The following is a 19,673-nucleotide window of genomic DNA, read 5'->3' on the forward strand; positions in this document are numbered from 1 at the left end:
AAAATAAACAATCATAATCGAAAAACGGGGAGTCCTCGCAGCCTTTTATACATGGCTACAGGGACACCCCGATGTTGTATGTTACTTCATTTAATTAGATTCTACACTTCGATTTCAAATGTTCTAATCTCGTAAGGATCAAGTACAAAGGTAATGACAGGTTCAGTGTGAACCTCACCTTCAGGACGTTCCATTAGATTACATTCTTGCCACGAAATAATGTTCAAGTCACTCGTCATATCAATCTGCTGGCGGCTTCCGGAATAGTCGTGAACACGTACGACTAATTTTTGGCCATCTTCAGATTTCTTAAGGGCAGATACCATAACCGTACTCGTAGAAAGACGAATCATGGACTTTGTTTCTACTTCAGCTTGCCCCATAGTGCTCCGCAGTGGATTGTTGATAGACCAGGCTTGACGGACGGTATCACCTTGTAGCCAATCCCCAGTATGAGGCAGGATAGAGTAGGTGAATGAATGTTCGCCTTGATCCGCATCAGGGTCAGGGTGTGTTGCCGATTTGATTAGGGATAGACGCATCACATTATCCTTGATGTCGTAGCCATATTTGCAGTCGTTCAGCAAGCTGACGCCATAACCACGATCTGATAAATCTGCCCACTGATGACCCACAGTCTCGAATCTAGCGTAATCCCAGCTAGTGTTCCAATGTGTTGGCCGCTTAACATTACCGAACTGGATATCATAAGTGGCTTCGGTAGCTCGTATCGCAACAGGGAAGGCTACTTTCATTAGTTGTTTTTTCTCATGCCAGTCTACGTTCGTCACGAAGTCGATACGACGATGCCCAGCGTGTAAGATCATTTGCTGTTTAATCGTGGAATCCATATAGCTCCATGTGAATTGCACAATACAACGCAATGAACCATTTTCTATGACTTCAATGCTAGTGCAGTCGATCACTTCGCGCATTTTTTGCTGATAATAGATGTCAATGTCCCAAGCTTCGTGTGCTAATGGTTTATCCTCAAACACTTGGAACACATTACCGTGACTTCCATTAGCTAATACTTGACGCTGTTCGTGTTTATCAAAGATGGATGACAATTGACCTTTCTCGTTCCACACTATTTCAAGATGAGGCGTTGAAATTCCTGATTCACTTAGCTTGAATGGAGTGCTTAGTGGCTCAGAATTCACATCTGTCACGAAGGAGATGGTGGTGTATCCGAGAGAAGGAATGTCGGACACTTCAATGATCCAACGGTCACCTTCACGTTGAGCTTGAAGTTGTTTACCTTCTGAATTTACCCAATGTCCTGCTTCCATCCCAGTCTCTACTGCGATTTCTACAAGCTCAGTGACTTCCCAAGAAGCATTGTTCCAGATGGTATATTTACCGGCTTCACTTCCGTTCACTAGTGCCTTTGTAGATTGTTCCCATACAGATTGACCAATGGCTTCGGCTTGAGCATATTCAATCGTACTGTCTTCATACACTTCACGGATCGAAGAGCCAGGGATAATATCATGGAATTGGTTACGCAAAATAATTCTCCAGCCCTCGTCTAAGTCGGTCTGACGATAGTTCGACCAATCTTCAGACACCACACTTTGCAGTGCGTTTAGCCATTCCGCCTCGCGGTATAGCAGTTCAAGCTTGCGGTTCATCCGCTTATTGTAGGCTTGGCTAGTGTACGTGCCGCGGTGATATTCTAAGTAAAGCTCACCATCCCATACATGGACATAACGATCTGTATTAGCAACGGTTTCTTGCAGATTACGGAAGTAATCTCCTGCTGTTCCTGTTTCAATCTTCGGTAGTCCTGGGAGATCGCTCAGTCTACGGCGCATCTCTAGCATTTCACGGTTAACCCCTCCGCCGCCATCACCATATCCGTAAGAAAGTAATAAATTGCGATTCACTTCTTTGTCCCGGTACGTATCCCAAATCCCTTTTACAGTCTTAGGAATGATGCGGCCATTATAGGTGTAGAACCAAGAATCTTCTTCAGACCAAGGCTCAGGTGTTGTAATGAAGTGTGTTAATACTTCAGTGCCGTCAATACCACGCCATTGGAAGGTATCATGTGGCATGCGGTTGTATTGATTCCAGCTAATTTTCGTGGTCATAAACGTATTAATTCCTGATTTTTTTAGAATTTGTGGCAAGGACCAGCTGTAGCCAAATACGTCCGGCAGCCATAAATAATCACATTCAACACCAAATTCATTTCGCAAGAAGCGAGTACCATATAGCAATTGACGGACAAGAGACTCACCTGAGGTTAAGTTACAATCCGCCTCTAGCCACATGCCACCGCCAGCTTCCCAGCGTCCTTCAGCTACACGTTCACGAATCTTCTCGTAGATTTCTGGATAATCGTTTTTGATGTATTCATAGAGCTGAGGTTGAGTCTGTAAAAAAGTATAGTCAGGGAACATTTCCATCAGACGGAGTACGGTCGAGAAGGAACGCGCACATTTCTCACGGGTATGCTTCAATTGCCATAACCAAGCTACATCAATATGGGTATGACCAATACAGGTAACAGTAACTGGCGAAGACTTTTCCATTTTATTAATTTCATCACGCAAATAATTACGAGCTTCCTCGATCGAAGCGTAGAAGACCTCTGAACCTGGACGAGTCCAGTCAATCAGAAGAAACGAGCGGTCTACTGTGCTTAGCAGCTGTGTATATTCTGGTGTTTTTGAATCGAGTACGTTCAGCGTCTCAACTACAGCAAGTGCAGTAAAGTAGAAATCATCCGTTGCATCGTCCAGCCAACAAATTTCTGCCATACGAATGCCATGGGTTTGATCTTTTTTAGGACCGCCACCTTCAAGTCCCGACCATAAACGGAAGGTAAGTGGAAGCTTCGTACCTACCGTTTCATCCGGCAAGAACACTTCTGTATGATTGGAATCTACGCCTTGATAGGGTTTACCATTGTAAAAGAATAAAGATTCAAAGCCGGAGTTGTTTCCGGCACCCGTCTCGCCAAAATCAAATCGACCCAGTACCCTGCGTCCTGCCCAAGAGGCGGGTACGTCTATCTGTGTCGTTAGCCATAAATACAAATCGCGGCCTTTCCAGGTATCGCCAACCTGTAGCTTAGACCATTCTCCATCCACGGGTGGTTCCGCTGCAATTTCACCTTGTTCGTCAATCATAGAATTGAAAAAAGGAATGTGTATTCGATCCCGGTAACGATATTCGGAAATCTCGTTTAGTTGGGAGTTGAGTTTACGTTTGGTTAGAAACATGAGTAATAGCCCTCCATTATCTTGATGGGGGACGAGGATTATAAGACTTATAGGGTAATTACAGGTTTGTTTGGGGGGTAGAAACCAACTATAGACGATTTTAAGCGAGATGTAAACTCATGATAAAGAAAAAGTATGCGGGGAAGAAAGATTTACATCTAAAAATGAATGCGCTCCCATTGCACAAAAAGAAAGGTGGTGTTAAGCTTCTAATCCTAAAGGTCTAGATTTTGAAGGAAGGTGAATTTGTTGAATATAAAGAAATTTTATCAAAATCATTTACGAAAAAAACTGTTTAATAAAATTTTAGCTATATATTCATCCATCATCATTATTACGCTCATTGCCTCTTCCATTACCGTTTATAAATACTATGAACAGACGATCACGCGTCAACATGTTGATGCTAATCGAGAGGTATTGGATTACGTGAGTTTATATATGAATCAGCAGTACGAAGGGATCCAATTGGCCATCCAGCAAATTTATAGTGATGCTTCTGTAAGTGAGGATTTGTCCTACTTTTTGCAACATGATTATGGAGATTATCTAAAATATCGTTTAGATCAGTTTGCTGAGATTGGGAGCTTCGTACCCCATACATTCGATACTTACTTCAAAACATATTTGAATCAGAAAAGTGGTATTTCTGACGTTATCTTATACAGCACTGAGAAAGAATTTTATTATTTATATAAAAATAATACACGACAGCTCTACAAAAGAGATATAGATATTTCAGAGCAAAAATCACCCATACCCAAGAATGGTTGGGTTTCGCATGAGAAAAAATTATTACTTAAGGAAATAAGGGAAGACAATAACAATTTGTATACGATGACTAGGGAGCTTAAAGATCCGATTTCATTGAAAACGATCGGTATGCTCATTATAGATTTTGATGCTGAACTTATTTCAAAATGGCTTGGTACGAAAGGTACAGAGAATAATGGTCAAGTGTTGGTTCTAACACCAAGCGGTGATGTCATATATGATTCCTTAGGAAGGTATATGGGACAGCAGTATCCGCATATCGCTGGTCTTTATTCAGACAACTGGACTGCACTGGATGGATTATCCAAAGTTAACTTAAATACAACGAATAGCTCAGGTCTTATTGTGGCAGGGATCATTCAGAAGTCGCAGGTCAATAAAGAAATGGTGGTAGTACGAAATTGGATTATCGGGATAACGGCAGCACTTATTGTTGCGGCAATGTCCATTACATACGGAATCATTTTACGTTTCTCTAAAAAAGTGAAGATCATTGTCAAATCTATGAAGCGCTTACAGGAAGGCGACTTAAGTACACGCATTCACCTTAACCGAGAGGATGAATTGCAGCTCATTGCCAACAATTTTAACTATATGTGTGAAAGACTAGAGTTGTATATTAATAAAGTTTACATTTCAGAAATTACGCAAAAAAATGCAGAACTCGTTGCTCTTCAATCGCAGATTAATCCGCATTTTTTATATAACACGCTTGAAGCTATAAGGATGCGGGCTATTTCGCAAGGTGCGAAGGATGTAGGTCAGATGATTTACATTTTATCTACGTTATTCCGAACGATGATTAAGAAAAGTATGGTTGTTACCATCGCTGATGAGATTGAATATTGCAATCTATATCTTGAGCTGTTTCAGATTAGGCATAAAGATAAGCTTCAAATCGAGTCGCGAATAAGTCCAGTGGCTATGAATTGTTCTATCGTTAAACTGCTGATTCAGCCGGTCATAGAAAATTATATTGTCCACGGATTTAGGCCCGAACGCTCCGATAACCTAATCCGCATTGAAGTCACTGAATCTGACGGCAGCATTCAAATTGCTATTAGAGATAACGGAAATGGGATTATTCCCAGCAAGCTAACGGAACTTCAAAAAACACTTCAAGTCAGTATGCGAATGGATGCACCACCTTCCTCGCTTGGACTATGTAATGTGAATGAGCGAATTAAGCTTTATTATGGGGTTGAATATGGATTATCGATTGCTAGTGAGATAGGTGTAGGAACATCAGTCATCATGAATATACCAGTGGTAAGGGAGAGTATTAAATAATGCACAACATACTTATTGTGGATGATGAACCTCTTATTCTTGAAGGATTACGTTCAGTGATCGAATGGGAAGATTATGGACTAAGAATCGCTGGGCAAGCGAGTAATGGGGAAGAAGCTTTAGAATTTTTGCATAGCCATAACGAAGCCATTGACATATTAATTACAGATATTACGATGCCAAAGCTTACGGGACTTGAACTCATTCAACAAATTAAATCTTTTGATTCAAAAATGAGATTTATCATCTTAAGCGGCTATGAACAATTTGAGTATTTAAAAGCTGGAATGAGTCTTGGCATTGAGAATTATATTCTTAAACCCATTAATATAAAAGAATTGGAATCGACCATTGAGCAAATTGTTGAGGTCCTCAATCATGAGGATGTTGAACAATTTCATGCGAAGGAGGATCAGCAAGTTTTACGTAACAATATTTTAAATCGTTGGGTCACTGGAAATATAGATCGACAGGAGCTATTGCATCGTTCAAACGTCTTAAATATTTCTCTGGACTGTTCATGTTTTACGGTGGCTGCGATTCGGCTTATTACGGAACATGAAGAGGACGAGAGTCAACTGCACCCTAATCAACTTATGGAAGAATGTTATCGTATCGCAGTGCAGTCCGTAGCCGAGCGCGGAACAGTTATTGTATTTATAGATATGGAAGGTGATCTTGTTCTTATTGTTGCGGAGTCGGCTGAAGATGAGAACAAAGAAGAAATGTATTGCATGCTGCAACAAGTGCAATGTGAGATTATGCATGAATTAGGAAAGTCTGTCTGGATTACGATAGGAAGTAAGGAACATTCTTTTCAAGAAGTACCACAAAGCTATAAAAAAGCGAAAAGTTTATATGTGGATCATCTGATGCTGCCGGGCTACCCGATTATAGATGTGGACCAACTGTCGAAGATGGTGTTACATGAGGAAAAGCTCGAAATTGATTATGAAGCATTTACTAAACTATTATTATCTGGAGAGCGTGAGGCGGCAAATCAATTTATCGCAGAAACATTCCAAAAGCTGTTCGGATGTGGCGTGATTACACGCATTGATAATTACAACGTGGCGATTGAATTAATGTTGATCGCTAAGAATATGGAGAAGAACTGTAATTTCAGTGCGGTGTTTAATCCTTTGCTACGCATCCATACCATTGAGCAGTTGCTTCATCATGTGCAGGAAAGTGTGAATGAAACGCTGGACCAATTATCGCTAGTGAGTGATGAACTCAGTCCGAATATGAGATATATGGTGGATCAAGTGAGCAAACATTATAGAGAAGAACTATCTCTGAAGACGCTCAGTCAGCGAATGAATATGCATCCTACTTACTTGGGACAGCTATTTCAGAAGGAGATGGGGCGAAGCTTCTCTGATTATGTGAATCAATTCCGAATTGAAAAAGCAAGACAATTGCTGCTTCAAACTACGTTATTAACCAATGAAATTGCAGCTGAAGTAGGATATTTAGATCCAGCGTATTTTTATCGCCAGTTCAAAAAATCAGTAGGCATATCTCCAACAGAACTTCGAAAGATGTATAAAAAAGAAAAGGCGTAGGATTTAGGAAATGTTCCCGGGTGTCACGTTCAAGTGGAGGGTTCACGAACGTTGGTCACGAGAATGTTTCCTTTTTTTTTGTTCAAATCATAGGTCGATCTTTAATTTTTACATATCATTCTGGAGTTTTTCAACTTTATGAAACCGCTTTTATAGCCCAGAATAAAAGATAGTTAAAGGGGCAAGGAAATAAGATCGAAAGGGTATTACGGGGATTGTTTGGGGATAGAGAAGGGGGATGTAGAATAGTGTCTGCATTTTTCAAAAGCTTAAATAAGGATAAAGTACTGTGGTTTATGGTATTACCAGGGACAATATGGTTCCTAATTTTTTGTTACTTACCAATGTTCGGAACCATTATTGCATTTAAGGATTTCAAGATTCATCGGGACGGTTTCTTTGCAAGCGTTTTAAATAGTAAATGGGTTGGCATTGAAAATTTCAACTTTTTGTTCTCGACGGAAGACGCCTATATTATTACAAGAAACACGATACTGTATAACTTGGCGTTGATCTCTCTCGGTTTAGTTCTTGCGGTGGGCATTGCGATCACCTTGAATGAACTTGTGAACAAACGGACGGCCAAAGTTTATCAAACGGCGATGTTTATGCCTTATTTCCTTTCTTGGGTAATTATTAGTTTCTTTACATTCAGCTTCCTAAATGTAGATAAAGGGATCTTGAATCAAGTGATTACGTACTTTGGAGGCGATCCTGTTTCCTGGTATGGGGATACTCGCTTTTGGCCATATATCCTAATTTTCATGGGGATTTGGAAATCAATTGGTTATTCAAGTGTTGTTTACTTAGCGGCTATTGCGGGTATCGACAAGTCCTATTATGAAGCAGCTATGATTGATGGGGCCAGCAAATGGCAGCAAATTAAGTTTATTACACTTCCCTTGCTTAAACCTTTAATGGTAACGCTAACGATTCTTGCGATTGGTGGTATTTTCAGATCTGACTTCGGTCTATTCTATCAAATTCCTCGGGATTCCGGTGTTCTATATTCCGTAACGAATGTTATCGATACTTATATCTATCGAAGCATGAGTACGACAGGAAACCTAGGGATGAGTACAGCAGCGGGTCTATATCAATCAATCGTCGGATTTATCATGGTAATTGTAACGAATTCTATTGTGAAAAAAATCAGCAAAGAAAACGCGATATTCTAGAAAGGAGTCAATTGACGTTATGGAAGTATTCAAACGTAAGCCGAAAGAAGTCGACAACAACGCCATTACTCCTTTTTGGAATGTGGTACTCAATATTGTGATAGGAATTTTCGCTTTTACCTGTGTGTTTCCGTTCTTGTTTGTCATAGCCATTTCTTTTACAGATGAGAAAGTCCTCGCTTTAAATGGATTTAGCTTAATTCCAGAAAAATTTAGTATGGCGGCATATCAGTTTGTTTTTAACACAGGAGATCAGTTATTTCGTTCCTTTGGAGTCACCTTACTTGTTACTGTACTAGGTACGCTCATTAGCTTATTTCTAATTACAACTTACGCCTATGTTCTTTCTCGAAGATCATTCCGCTATCGTAATTTTTTCAGCTTCTTCGCCTTTTTTACGATGTTATTCTCAGGCGGTATGGTTCCAAACTATATCGTAGCAACGCAGTTTTTACATTTGTACAACACGATCTGGGCTTTGATATTGCCAATAGCGATGAATGCATTCTTTATTCTAGTAATGCGGACCTTCTTCCAGACTTCAGTGCCTGATGCACTTATTGAGGCAGCTAAAATTGACGGTTCAGGGGAGTTTCGGACGTTCCTGCAAATTGTACTTCCGATCTCTTTACCAGGGATTGCAACGATTGGATTGTTCTGTACGCTGGGCTATTGGAATGATTGGTTTAATGCGCTGCTGTATATAGATGATGCGAGTCTTGTACCGCTCCAAGCGATGCTGATGCGAATCCAGAATAATATGGAGTTCGTCATTCAGAACAGTATGCAGATGGGATCAAGCTTTGAGATTGCTGCGACCTTGCCGACAGAAACCGTTCGTATGGCGATGGTTGTACTGGCGACCTTGCCTATAGCACTAGCGTATCCTTTCTTCCAAAAATATTTTGTACAAGGCTTAACCGTAGGCTCTTTAAAAGAGTAACGTTATTATGATGTATTTATTCGAATCGCTAGTACTAGGAAACGATATAAATAAAAAGTTAATTAATCTAAAGGGGGAAAATAGAAATGAAAGCGAAAAAAAGTTTAACGCTGGCTCTTGTAGGAACAATGCTTTTGTCTGGCCTTCTTGCTGGATGTGGTTCGAATAATAATACAAATGCTGCTAAAGAAACAAACAATTCAGCGGCTGCAGGGAATTCAGCAGAGAATACATCGGGATTAAAGCCATATGAGCTGAAGATGTATTTAATTGGTGGACCTCAAAAGGATTTGGATCTTGTACTAAAAGAAGTTAATAAATATACCCAAGAAAAAATTAATGCGACGTTGAACATTACGATGTTCGATTGGGGCGATTACGATAAGAAGATGCAAGTCATCACCGCTTCTGGTGAGCCTTATGACATTGCCTTTACCTCTTCTTGGACAAATGATTTCCGCCGTAACGCAGCTAATGGTACCTTCTTGGGTCTGAACGATTTGCTAGATAAGTATGGAAAGGAAACGAAAGAAGTTTTGGACCCTCGTTTCTTAGAAGGAACTAAGATTAAAGGTGAGATCTACGGTGTTCCTGTAAATAAGGAGCTTGGGCAGCAATGGGTATGGCGCTTCAATAAGAAATATGTTGATAAATACAACATGGACATTTCCAATATTCGTACATTGGATGATCTAGAGCCACTTCTTAAAACAATTAAAGAGAATGAGCCTGCGGATATTACACCGCTAGCTGTTCCAAAAGGCTTTAAACCATTCATGCCATTTGACTATGTACTAGGTGATGAGTTACCTATCGGGGTCTATATGGATTCCACAGATGGCAAGGTTGTTAATATTCTGGAGACACCTGAACTTGCAACATCGTTAGATACGATGCGTAGACTTTACACAGCAGGTTACTTACGTCCAGACGTTGCAACCCTTGAAGGTATTGATAACATTAAGACAGGTAAATGGTTTGCCGATCGCGAAATCACACAGCCTTATGCAGAAAAAGGTTGGTCTCGTTCAGCAGGTTATGAAATTGTAACTTCGCCTATGCATGAGCCTTATGTATATACACAATCCGCCGCAGGTTCGATGCACGCTATTTCCGTAACCTCAGGTGATCCTGAACGGGCTATGATGTTCTTGAATCTTTTGAACACAGATAAGTACTTACGCAACTTGCTCAACTATGGTATTGAAGGCACTCATTATAAGAAAATCTCCGAAAATGTCATTGAAGATCTGCCAGCTATGCAAGATAGCTATGCAATGCCAGGCTTCACGCTTGGAAATATGTTACTGACTTATCTGCATGCAGATGACCCTGCTGATAAATGGGATGCTTTCAAGAAGTTTAATGATTCTTCAAAAGAAGCCCCTACCTTCGGTTTTGCATTTGACCCTACACCTGTAAAAACAGAAGTAGCAGCCATCAACAACGTAACTAAAGAATTTATGCCAGCGCTATACACAGGTTCTGTTGATCCTAAAACATATCTGCCAAAAGCAACCAAGAAATTTAAAGAAGCTGGACTGGAAAAAGTCATTGCTGAAGTTCAAAAGCAACTTGATGAGTGGAACCAGACAAAGAAATAAGCTTTGAACGTAACAAAACGCCTACGATTAATCTAAAGGTAACACAAATAGGATTAGTGGAGACGGGCAGCTATGCTGCCCGTCTCTCTATCTATACTCATTTTTATCAAGAGGAGTGGGAATATGGAACAATTTAGACTGCCAACGATCTCAATGCCGAAGCTTCCGCTTCCACAAGCGATTCAAGAGGTATTGAACGAAGCAGAGGAGAAATTAGCTCATCGGCCTAAACTACTGCAGCTCTTCAAGAACTGCTTCCCGAATACACTTGAGACAACGACTAAGCTCATGGATGATGGAACAACATTCATCATTACTGGTGATATCCCTGCTTCCTGGTTGCGGGATTCTGTAGAGCAGGTTATGCACTATGTGCCATTTGCGAAGAATGACCCGGATCTTCAACGTATCATTAGCGGTCTAATTAAACGACATATTCAGTATATACATATTGATCCGTACGCCAATGCGTTTAACGAAACAGCAAATGACTGGCATTGGAGCACTAGCGATATTACGGAAATGTCCCCTTGGGTGTGGGAACGTAAATTCGAGATCGATTCTCTCTGTTTTTCTATGCGTCTGGCTTATGCCTATTGGAAAGAAACGGGGAAGACTGATATATTCGACGCCGGATTTAAGGCAGCAATGGTCAAAATATTCAACTTATTTAAAACTGAACAGCGCCATAACGAATTATCTCCATACCGTTTTACGCGTAATAACGGAATTCCTGAAGATACGCTGCGCAACAACGGCCTTGGTATGCCTGTAAATTACACGGGTATGGTCTGGTCAGGGTTCCGATCAAGCGATGATGCTTGCGACTTCCATTACAATATCCCGGGGAATATGTTCGCCGTTGTTGCCTTACGTCATATGCAGGAATTCGCAGAATGGGTATTCCGTGATCTTGAATTTCTAAAAGAGCTTAAAGCATTAGAAGCGGACATTGATCATGGCATCAAGCTGTATGGGATTTACCGTCATCCTAAGTTTGGTCCAATCTACGCCTACGAGACCGATGGGTATGGCAACTACTGCATGATGGATGATGCGGGAACACCGGGACTCATGTCGATTCCTTATCTCGGCTATGTTACGGCAGAGGATGAGATTTATCAGAATACACGCCGATTTGCGCTGAGCAAGGAGAATCCTTTTTACTTTGAAGGAACCGCAGCGAAAGGGATTGGCAGTCCACATACTCCGAAAGATTATATCTGGCATATGGCATTGTCTATGCAAGGTTTGACGGCTTCTACGAAGGAAGAGAAGCTGGACATGCTTGCGATGCTAGAGTCAACTGATGCGGGGACTGGTTTTATGCATGAAGGATTTCATGTCGATGACCCGAATATATTCACTAGGAAATGGTTCGCTTGGTCCAATAGTCTGTTCTCCCAACTCGTCTATAAAGCGATGAAGGAAGGACTACTATGAGCAGCCCTAACAGACCTGTAATTATATTCTATGATTCTGATTTTCCGATTTCGAATTCGATTCCTAGCGATGCGATTAAATCCATGCGTGAGTTCGGTACGATTGTGAATGGAGATCAGCTTGCAGCAGCGCTTAGGGAAACCGAAGGCGGCTGTTTCATTAATCTGCATGCACCCTATTTCCCAAAAGCGGCATGGATAGACATTCTTGGATATTTGCAGAGAGGTGGCGGGCTGATCAGCATTGGAGGCGCCCCCTTCAAACAACCCGTTCGCTGGAAAAATGAACAATGGCATGTGGAAGCGGAGCAGACTTCATATCATCAAGAGCTGTATATTCATGAGGCATTACGTGTTGATTGTTCTCGTAATCAATCCTTGCTAGCATCAGATGTCATTCCTTTGCTTAAGGGTCAAGAAGCTCTCTTTTCAGCGAGTGAAGAGACATGGAACCTTGTGCCACATACGACGAAGACGAGTGATTTGCCCCATCAAATGGGGTCGGCAGGTCCGATGAGCACACGCATTTACCCGCTTTTGAAGGGAATTACGCATGAGGGCCGGGAAACTGCCGCTCCAGTAGTTCTTTGGGAGAATACGATTGGTTTATTTGCAGGCTCACGCTGGTTGTTCGTAAATACGGCTGCAACGTCTTCTTTATGGAAGGAAAAAGGGCTGTCCGCGATGTCTGAGTGGGTTCGTTTCTGCAGTAAGGGTGTAACGGAAATGTGGGTTAAGCCAAATTACGCATCATATGAGCCAGGAGAACGCGCTTCTCTGACACTTCAGATTCAGCAGCTTGAGCGGGTAAAACCTTCTTTGCGAAATGAAGACAAATGGAAGTTAACAATGCATGTTGAGCATGAATCCGATCCCTCCTTGCGTTGGTCCCACAGTTTGGAGATGAAGGCTAATGCTGAGCTTAACATCGTTCGGGTGCCTATTCCTCTGGAAATTAGGAGCGGTCTGTTCCAAGTGATCTGCGAAGCGGAAGCCAGTGATGGTGAGGTCCGTATTCTTCGTCAAGGGTTCTGGGGGCATGCCCCTGAACTTCTTGCAGCAGGTCAACCGGTAACGAGTGGAAGAGATTATTTCATAAAAGATGGGCGTCCGCTACCTGTTGTGGGGATGACATATATGACGAGTGATGTGGCACGGAAATTTCTATTTCTGCCGAACGTCGGGGTATGGGATCGCGATATGGATCAAATGCGGAAGGCAGGGATTAACTGGATCCGAACAGGAATCTGGACGGCTTATCGCAATGTGATGCAAGACGATGGTCATGTTTCAGAAGAGGTACTGCGAGCGATTGATGCCTTTATCATGACGGCGAAGAAGCATGATCTTCAGGTGACTTTCACGTTCTTCTCCTTCACACCGGAAACGTGGGGTGGTGTAAATCCTTACTTGGACCCCCAAAGTGTTGAGGCTCAGAAGCGGTTCATTCGTTCTATTGTATCTCGTCATAAAGCGTCTTCGAATGTAGATTGGGATCTTATTAATGAACCGTCGATGTTTGATCCGGCACGGATTTTCTCGGAGGGTCCGAGTTCATGTCATGATCGCTTCGAGCAACAAGCTTTTATAGAATGGCTTCGGCATAGACATGGGGAAATCGAAGTGCTACAGGAACGTTGGAATATGACACCCGCACTGCTTCCAGACTTTGCATCGGCAGGGCTGCCAGAAGCGAAAGAGATGAACTTCGATGTACAGGATATGCACAGCGCTAAAAGAGGGACACGTTGGCTTGATTATTGCTTGTTCTCTATGGATATGCATAACCGGTGGGTGAAGCAGTTATATGACACCATTAAGGAGCAATGTCCAGATCAGATGGTTACGGTTGGGCAGGATGAAGGGCTAGGGGCACAGCGACCTTCGCCGTTCTTCTACGAGGAGGCGGTGGATTACACCACTGTACATTCCTGGTGGTTTAATGATTATCTGGTGTGGGATGGCATCTTTGCCAAGACGCCTAATAAGCCAAACCTGATTCAAGAAACCGGCGTCATGTATGTAGAAACTCCTGATGGACGAGCCAAACGTTCGGAGCTAGAGCTGCGAAATCTGCTCGAACGCAAATATGCCTATGCGTTTGGAACTGCTGGTGCGGGGGCCATACACTGGATTTGGAATACGAACTTCTATATGGATAATGCGAATGAGTCCCATATCGGAGCATTGAGAGCAGATGGAACCGAAAAGCCAGAGGCGGATGTCTCTTATGACTTCGGGAAGTTTATAGAGGGCATTCGTGACGTATTTGGAGATCGGAAACTGGAAGAGATCGCTGTGGTGTTTCCGTATTCGAATGATTTCTCTAACCGGAAGCTGGCTTTCGCTGCTACAACAGAGCTTACCCGTATTCTTTCATATGATCTGAAGATGCCTTTCAGAGGGGTTTCTGAATACCACTTAAATGATTTGGAGAAGCACCCTGTGAAGCTTATTATGCTGCCAAGCGCGCATAACTTCGATGATGCAGCGATGGAAAGGCTGTTACGCATCGTTGAAGCAACAGGTGCGGTATTACTTGCTACAGGCCCGCTCGACATTGATGCTTACTGGCGTTCTTCAGAGCGTTTTAGTGATATTCTCGGCAAGCGTGAATTGCGTAATGTGCGCCGTGAAGAAGTGCTTAGCCTTCAAGGTCAAGAACTACCCGTCTCCTTCGGTCACCGGCGGATTGCTGAGGTATCGAAGGAAACGATGATTCACGAATCCGGCGGAAGTGGAAGTTCTGCCATAGATACTGTCGTGAATATTCCACTCGGCAAAGGCCGGCTCCTATGGAGTCCACTGCCCGTTGAATTGAGCGACCGAAGTGACACTACAGCTGCACTGTACAGCTACGCGATGACTTCTGCTCGTGTGGAGTGTGATTTGGAATGGATTAGTGGTGGGAACTTAGCAGGCATCTATGGACGGAAATTGAGCTTTGATACGGGGGCGCTGTTCACCTTCGTGTCGGAATATGCTCAGGATGTGAACATAGAGGTAATGGATTCGGCTACTGGCCGGACCTACGCATTCCTATTAGAACAGGAACGTTCTGTCCTGTTCGCTACGGATACTAAAGGAAATCTGCTTGGCGTGTATCGCCCGCAGGAAGTAGAAATCCATGTAACTTATCCACAGCTACTACATTAAGCATATTAGTAGAGAAACGTATTGTATATAAGGAGGTCTTCACTTTGGAAAGCTCAGATAAATCTATTAAACCTCAGACTGCTCATATCATTTCTCATACCCACTGGGACCGGGAATGGTATCTTCCATATGAAAAGCATCACGTGCGCCTTATTAAACTGGTCGATGAATTGCTGGATCGATTGGACGCGGATGGTGAATTTAAGAGTTTCTTTCTGGATGGACAGACAATTATTCTGGAGGATTATCTTCAAGTTCGTCCCGAAAATCAAGAGCGTCTACAAAAATATATTACGGAAGGTCGTCTTCTGATCGGACCTTGGTATATACTGCAGGATGCTTTCCTTACCAGCGGAGAGGCAAACGTACGTAATATGCAGATTGGTCATCAGGATTCGAAGCGTTACGGAGAACCTTCCAAAATCGGTTATTTTCCGGACACCTTTGGTCTAGTTGGCCAGACTCCACAATTAATGAAGCAATCGGGCATTAATAATGCCTTTTTTGGAAGAGGTGTAAAGCCGACTGGATTCAACAATACAGTATCGGACGGTGGATATGAATCTTCGTTCTCCGAGCTGGTATGGGAAGGTCCGGATGGATCGAAAGTGCTTGGCATTTTATTTGCAAACTGGTATTCGAACGGAAACGAAGTGCCAGTGAATGAAGCAGAGGCACAAGAGTTCTGGGAGAAGAAGTTAGCAGATGCGCGGAAATTTGCCTCTACAGGCGAGCTACTATTCATGAACGGCTGCGATCATCAGCCGGCTCAGCTGGATTTGCCGGAGGCGATCGAAACTGCGAAGCGGCTATATCCAGATATGGAGTTTGTCCATTCTAACTTCCCTGATTACCTTAAGGCTGTAGAGGATGTAATGGATCACAACAAATTATCGACCGTAAAGGGCGAACTGCGAAGCCAGCACACTGACGGATGGGGGACGCTAGTGAATACCGCATCTGCTCGTGTTTATTTGAAACAGATGAATCAGGAAGGTCAGGTCTTGCTTGAAAAAGTGGCTGAGCCACTTGCTTCGTTCGCACAATTACTGGGCAAAGATTATCCCCATCATCTGTTCACCTATGCCTGGAAGACGCTGATGCAGAATCACCCGCATGACAGCATTTGCGGCTGCAGCGTGGATGAGGTGCATCGAGAAATGGTCACCCGTTTTGATAAAAGCCGCCATGTAGCAGAGACCATTGTTGATGATAGTAAGCGTGTGATCGCAGATGCGGTTGATACGTCTGGTTTTACAGCATATGGTGAAGAAGTGCTTCCACTCGTAGTTATGAATACGACCGGATGGAGTCGCACGGGTACAGTGAGCATAGAAATTGATGCGGCACGTCTATATTTGCGAGAGGGTTTCTCTTTAGAAGAAACAGCCAGCCGTATGAAAGATATTGATTTAAACGGCCGTGAATTAGTAGACGATCAAGGGAATACCATTACATGCCAGATGGAGGATTTGGGTCTTCAGTTTGGTTATGATTTGCCTGACGATAAATTCCGCCAGCCCTATATGTGCCGCCGAGTAAGACTTACCTTTGAAGCTGTGCAAGTTCCGGCGCTGGGTCTTCGTGCATATGCGTGGGTTCGCCGGTCTAACGCAGGGTTGCCTATAGCTCCTGAATCTTTGCTTCAAGGGGATCGGGTGTTGGAGAATGAGTCCATCAAAGTAGTGATCCATGATAATGGTTCATTTACGCTGAGTGACAAAGCCAGTGGCATGACCTACCGGGATCTTGGTGTGTATGAGAACACAGGTGATATCGGGAATGAATACATGTATAAACAGCCAGAGGGTGAACAAGCTTTAACGACTAAGGGACTACAGGCGAACATTTGTGTTCTGGAAAACACACCTTATCGAGCATCTGTGGAAATTAAGCATGACTGGGAGATTCCAGTCTCAGCAGATGATAAGCTGGACGAGGAACAGCGTGCTCTTGTGTACTACCCAGAGCGGAAAGCACAGCGCAGTAATGACACAGTCATTCTTAAACTTCGTACCGTAATTAGCTTGGAGCGGGGCGGGAAGGGGCTGCATATCGAAACGAAGATAGACAATAAAGCCAAAGATCACCGGATTCGGGCGCTATTTCCGACAGATTTATGCACCGCCACACATCATGTGGATTCGATGTTTGAGGTTGCGGAGCGGAATATTGAGCCAGCTGTAGAATGGATGAATCCGAGTAATACGCAGCATCAGCAAGCCTTTGTTGATATCAGTAATGACACAGCCGGTCTAACCGTCGCTAACTTTGGATTAAATGAATATGAAGTGCTAAGAGACGGTCGTAACACCATTGCGATTACACTACTCCGTAGCGTGGGTGAACTGGGAGACTGGGGGTTGTTCCCGACTCCAGAAGCGCAGTGTCTCGGAGAGCACGTTGTACGTATGGAGCTCATCCCACACACAGGAGATGGTATAGCCTCAGGTGCTTTTGCTGAAGCCTATCAATTCCAGATTCCTTGGATCGTATGTCAGACTGATGTACATGAAGGAGCAATTGCTCCGGTGTATACTCCATTCGAATGGGAGAGTCATGAGCTCGCATTTTCCTCTCTAAAAATGAACGAGCAGACTGGAGACCTACTGCTTCGCTGGTACAACATGAGTCAGCAGAGTACCGACCTGACCATCCGTTCAACGATACCGCAGCAGTATTTCTATAAGACGTCGATCCTGGAAGAGGAGAGCCACCCACTCTCTAGTGAAGAGAAAGGCAGTTCGCTCTTACAGATCGGTCCATGTGAAATTATAACGATTGGTATTCGGAGATAATATGAATATAAAGACGATAGTTAACCTAGGCATCAGCTTGGGAGCTATCGTCTTTTTTTAAAAAAAAAGATTGCCAAATATAACTAATAAAATTAAAATTAGCTTGTATAGAAAACTTGGTTTTGTATAATGTTCGAAGGAGGTGCTCACATGGAGAAAAAATATTGGGTGCCTGCTTTGGAGAAAGCAGACGGGATTCTACGCCTTGTATCCGAGGAACCCTATAAGCATCGATTAATTGATTTATCCAATCAGCTTGGTATCCATAAGAGTTCTATGTATTCTATTTTGCAGACTATGGAAGTACTTGATTGGGTGAATAGAGATACTAACGATACTTATGCCATTGGCTCCGCTACGGGAAGGTGGGGAGATTCCTACTTGCAAGGTCAGGACTTAATCTCATCATTCCACCGAGAAGCTGCCGCCACAAGAGAACGCCTGCAAGAGACGGTTCAGTTGGCCAGACTTGAAGGTAATGAAGTGTTGTATCTGGCTAAGGAGGAAGCGCCGACTATGGTCAGGCTAGCATCCGGTCCCGGTATGAAGTTCCCGGCTCATGTGACTGCACTTGGGAAATTGCTTCTGTCGTTCATTGATGATAAAGATCTGGATTCATTATACCCGATTCAAGAATTAACGAGCGCTACAGAGTATTCATTGAAAACTAAGGCGGATCTGGTTAAGCAACTACGAATCATCCGCGATAAGGGGATTGCTTTCGATGAGCAGGAAGTTATCGTTGGGTTCAGCTGTGTTTCAGCCCCGATCCTATCTAAATCAGGTGAGGCTATCGCAGCAGTGAGCTGTACCATGCAGCAGCATATCTGGGAGAAAAAGAAGGATGTTGCGGAGGCTGAAATTCGTCATTTGGCGAATCGGTTATCGCTATACCAAGGAGGCAATCATTAATGAGATTAGCCAATAAAGTCATCTTAATCACGGGATCAGGTTCAGGGATCGGAAGAAGCACGGCATTGCTGTTTGCTCGTGAAGGCGCAACTGTAATTGTGAACGATTTAGATGAAGCAAAAGGTATAGAGACTTTGAAGAATATTCATGCAGATGGAGGAAAAGGTCATTTCATCCATGCGGATGTGACCCATGCTGAATCTGTAGAGCAGATGGTTGATCAAATCATTGAACACTACGGTCATATAGATGTGCTTTTTAACAACGCAGGAATTAGCGGAGTAGGCGCTTTACATGAAGTTGAACCGGATGCATGGGAACGGGTAATTCAGGTCAATATTCGGGGTGTATATTTGCCATCCAAATATGTGCTACCTCATATGATGAAACGAAAATCCGGCAACATCATTAATATGTCCTCTTGCGTCGCAGAAATCGGGCTCGCCAGAAGAGCTTCTTATTCAGCTACCAAAGGAGCGGTATTGGCCCTGACGAAATCCATGCAAGTAGATTACGCAGCATACAATATTCGTGTAAATGCCCTTTTACCAGGCACAATCTTAACACCGTTCGTTGAGAATTACTTAAAAACCTCTTACGATAATCCGGAAACTGCGATTGCGTCAATTAAGAAACGTCAGCTTAGTGAAGAGCTCGGCTTACCTGAGGATGTTGCCCAAGCCGCCTTATTTCTTGCTTCGGATGAATCAAAATTTATGATGGGTTCTCCTCTCTATATTGATGGAGGCGCAACTTTTGGGAAAAACGCCTGAAC

General features: G+C 43.1%; 12 protein-coding genes. 11 read left to right on the forward strand and 1 reads right to left on the reverse strand.

From position 1 onward, the window contains the following. Positions 1-101: 101 nt before the first annotated feature. Positions 102-3,233: an alpha-mannosidase gene (locus MHB64_RS11315; protein ID WP_341134439.1), complete on the reverse strand. Its 3,132-nt coding sequence runs from the start codon at positions 3,231-3,233 to the stop codon at positions 102-104. A gap of 249 nt (positions 3,234-3,482) precedes the next feature. On the opposite strand from MHB64_RS11315, the gene MHB64_RS11320 reads away from it, so the two are divergent. From MHB64_RS11320 to MHB64_RS11370, 11 genes are all read left to right on the forward strand, one after another. Further along, on the forward strand, positions 3,483-5,297 hold the full coding sequence (locus tag MHB64_RS11320; RefSeq protein ID WP_094869370.1) for a sensor histidine kinase: 1,815 nt from the start codon (positions 3,483-3,485) through the stop codon (positions 5,295-5,297). Then, a complete protein-coding gene (locus tag MHB64_RS11325; protein WP_341134440.1) occupies positions 5,297-6,865 on the forward strand; it encodes a response regulator transcription factor in 1,569 nt (522 codons plus the stop codon). The genes MHB64_RS11320 and MHB64_RS11325 overlap by 1 nt, the downstream gene beginning before the upstream one ends. Positions 6,866-7,161: 296 nt before the next feature. Continuing rightward, positions 7,162-8,043: an ABC transporter permease gene (locus MHB64_RS11330; RefSeq protein WP_445671637.1), complete on the forward strand. Its 882-nt coding sequence runs from the start codon at positions 7,162-7,164 to the stop codon at positions 8,041-8,043. Positions 8,044-8,062: 19 nt separating this feature from the next. Next, entirely contained in the window at positions 8,063-8,986 is a 924-nt protein-coding gene (locus MHB64_RS11335; RefSeq protein ID WP_094869368.1) for a carbohydrate ABC transporter permease, read from the forward strand. Between the two features lie 86 nt (positions 8,987-9,072). Next, positions 9,073-10,590 carry an ABC transporter substrate-binding protein gene (locus tag MHB64_RS11340; protein ID WP_094869367.1) on the forward strand — a complete coding sequence of 506 codons (1,518 nt, stop codon included), beginning with the start codon at positions 9,073-9,075 and terminating at the stop codon, positions 10,588-10,590. Next, on the forward strand, positions 10,569-10,727 hold the full coding sequence (locus MHB64_RS11345) for a hypothetical protein (protein WP_341108997.1): 159 nt from the start codon (positions 10,569-10,571) through the stop codon (positions 10,725-10,727). The genes MHB64_RS11340 and MHB64_RS11345 overlap by 22 nt, the downstream gene beginning before the upstream one ends. Then, positions 10,714-12,033, forward strand: a complete 1,320-nt coding sequence (locus MHB64_RS11350; RefSeq protein WP_341134442.1) for a glycoside hydrolase family 125 protein — start codon at positions 10,714-10,716, stop codon at positions 12,031-12,033. The genes MHB64_RS11345 and MHB64_RS11350 overlap by 14 nt, the downstream gene beginning before the upstream one ends. Further along, positions 12,030-15,188: a beta-galactosidase gene (locus tag MHB64_RS11355; RefSeq protein ID WP_341134443.1), complete on the forward strand. Its 3,159-nt coding sequence runs from the start codon at positions 12,030-12,032 to the stop codon at positions 15,186-15,188. Before MHB64_RS11350 ends, MHB64_RS11355 begins: the two co-directional genes overlap by 4 nt. 44 nt (positions 15,189-15,232) lie before the next feature. Continuing rightward, positions 15,233-17,986 carry an alpha-mannosidase gene (locus tag MHB64_RS11360; protein WP_341134444.1) on the forward strand — a complete coding sequence of 918 codons (2,754 nt, stop codon included), beginning with the start codon at positions 15,233-15,235 and terminating at the stop codon, positions 17,984-17,986. A 150-nt stretch (positions 17,987-18,136) separates the two neighbouring features. Next, positions 18,137-18,898: an IclR family transcriptional regulator gene (locus tag MHB64_RS11365; protein WP_094869363.1), complete on the forward strand. Its 762-nt coding sequence runs from the start codon at positions 18,137-18,139 to the stop codon at positions 18,896-18,898. Then, on the forward strand, positions 18,898-19,671 hold the full coding sequence (locus MHB64_RS11370) for an SDR family NAD(P)-dependent oxidoreductase (RefSeq protein WP_341134445.1): 774 nt from the start codon (positions 18,898-18,900) through the stop codon (positions 19,669-19,671). Before MHB64_RS11365 ends, MHB64_RS11370 begins: the two co-directional genes overlap by 1 nt. Positions 19,672-19,673: the final 2 nt, after the last annotated feature.

Source organism: Paenibacillus sp. FSL K6-2859 (assembly GCF_038008265.1).
Classification (GTDB): domain Bacteria; phylum Bacillota; class Bacilli; order Paenibacillales; family Paenibacillaceae; genus Paenibacillus_AQ; species Paenibacillus_AQ nitricinens.

Excerpts from the sequence above, each read along its gene's own strand:
- MHB64_RS11365 (WP_094869363.1), top strand. The coding sequence starts at position 18,137 with ATGGAGAAAAAATATTGGGTGCCTGCTTTGGAGAAAGCAGACGGGATT.
- MHB64_RS11355 (WP_341134443.1), top strand. The coding sequence starts at position 12,030 with ATGAGCAGCCCTAACAGACCTGTAATTATATTCTATGATTCTGATTTT.
- MHB64_RS11325 (WP_341134440.1), top strand. The coding sequence starts at position 5,297 with ATGCACAACATACTTATTGTGGATGATGAACCTCTTATTCTTGAAGGA.
- MHB64_RS11335 (WP_094869368.1), top strand. The coding sequence starts at position 8,063 with ATGGAAGTATTCAAACGTAAGCCGAAAGAAGTCGACAACAACGCCATT.
- MHB64_RS11350 (WP_341134442.1), top strand. The coding sequence starts at position 10,714 with ATGGAACAATTTAGACTGCCAACGATCTCAATGCCGAAGCTTCCGCTT.
- MHB64_RS11370 (WP_341134445.1), top strand. The coding sequence starts at position 18,898 with ATGAGATTAGCCAATAAAGTCATCTTAATCACGGGATCAGGTTCAGGG.
- MHB64_RS11340 (WP_094869367.1), top strand. The coding sequence starts at position 9,073 with ATGAAAGCGAAAAAAAGTTTAACGCTGGCTCTTGTAGGAACAATGCTT.
- MHB64_RS11315 (WP_341134439.1), bottom strand. The coding sequence starts at position 3,233 with ATGTTTCTAACCAAACGTAAACTCAACTCCCAACTAAACGAGATTTCC.
- MHB64_RS11330 (WP_445671637.1), top strand. The coding sequence starts at position 7,162 with ATGGTATTACCAGGGACAATATGGTTCCTAATTTTTTGTTACTTACCA.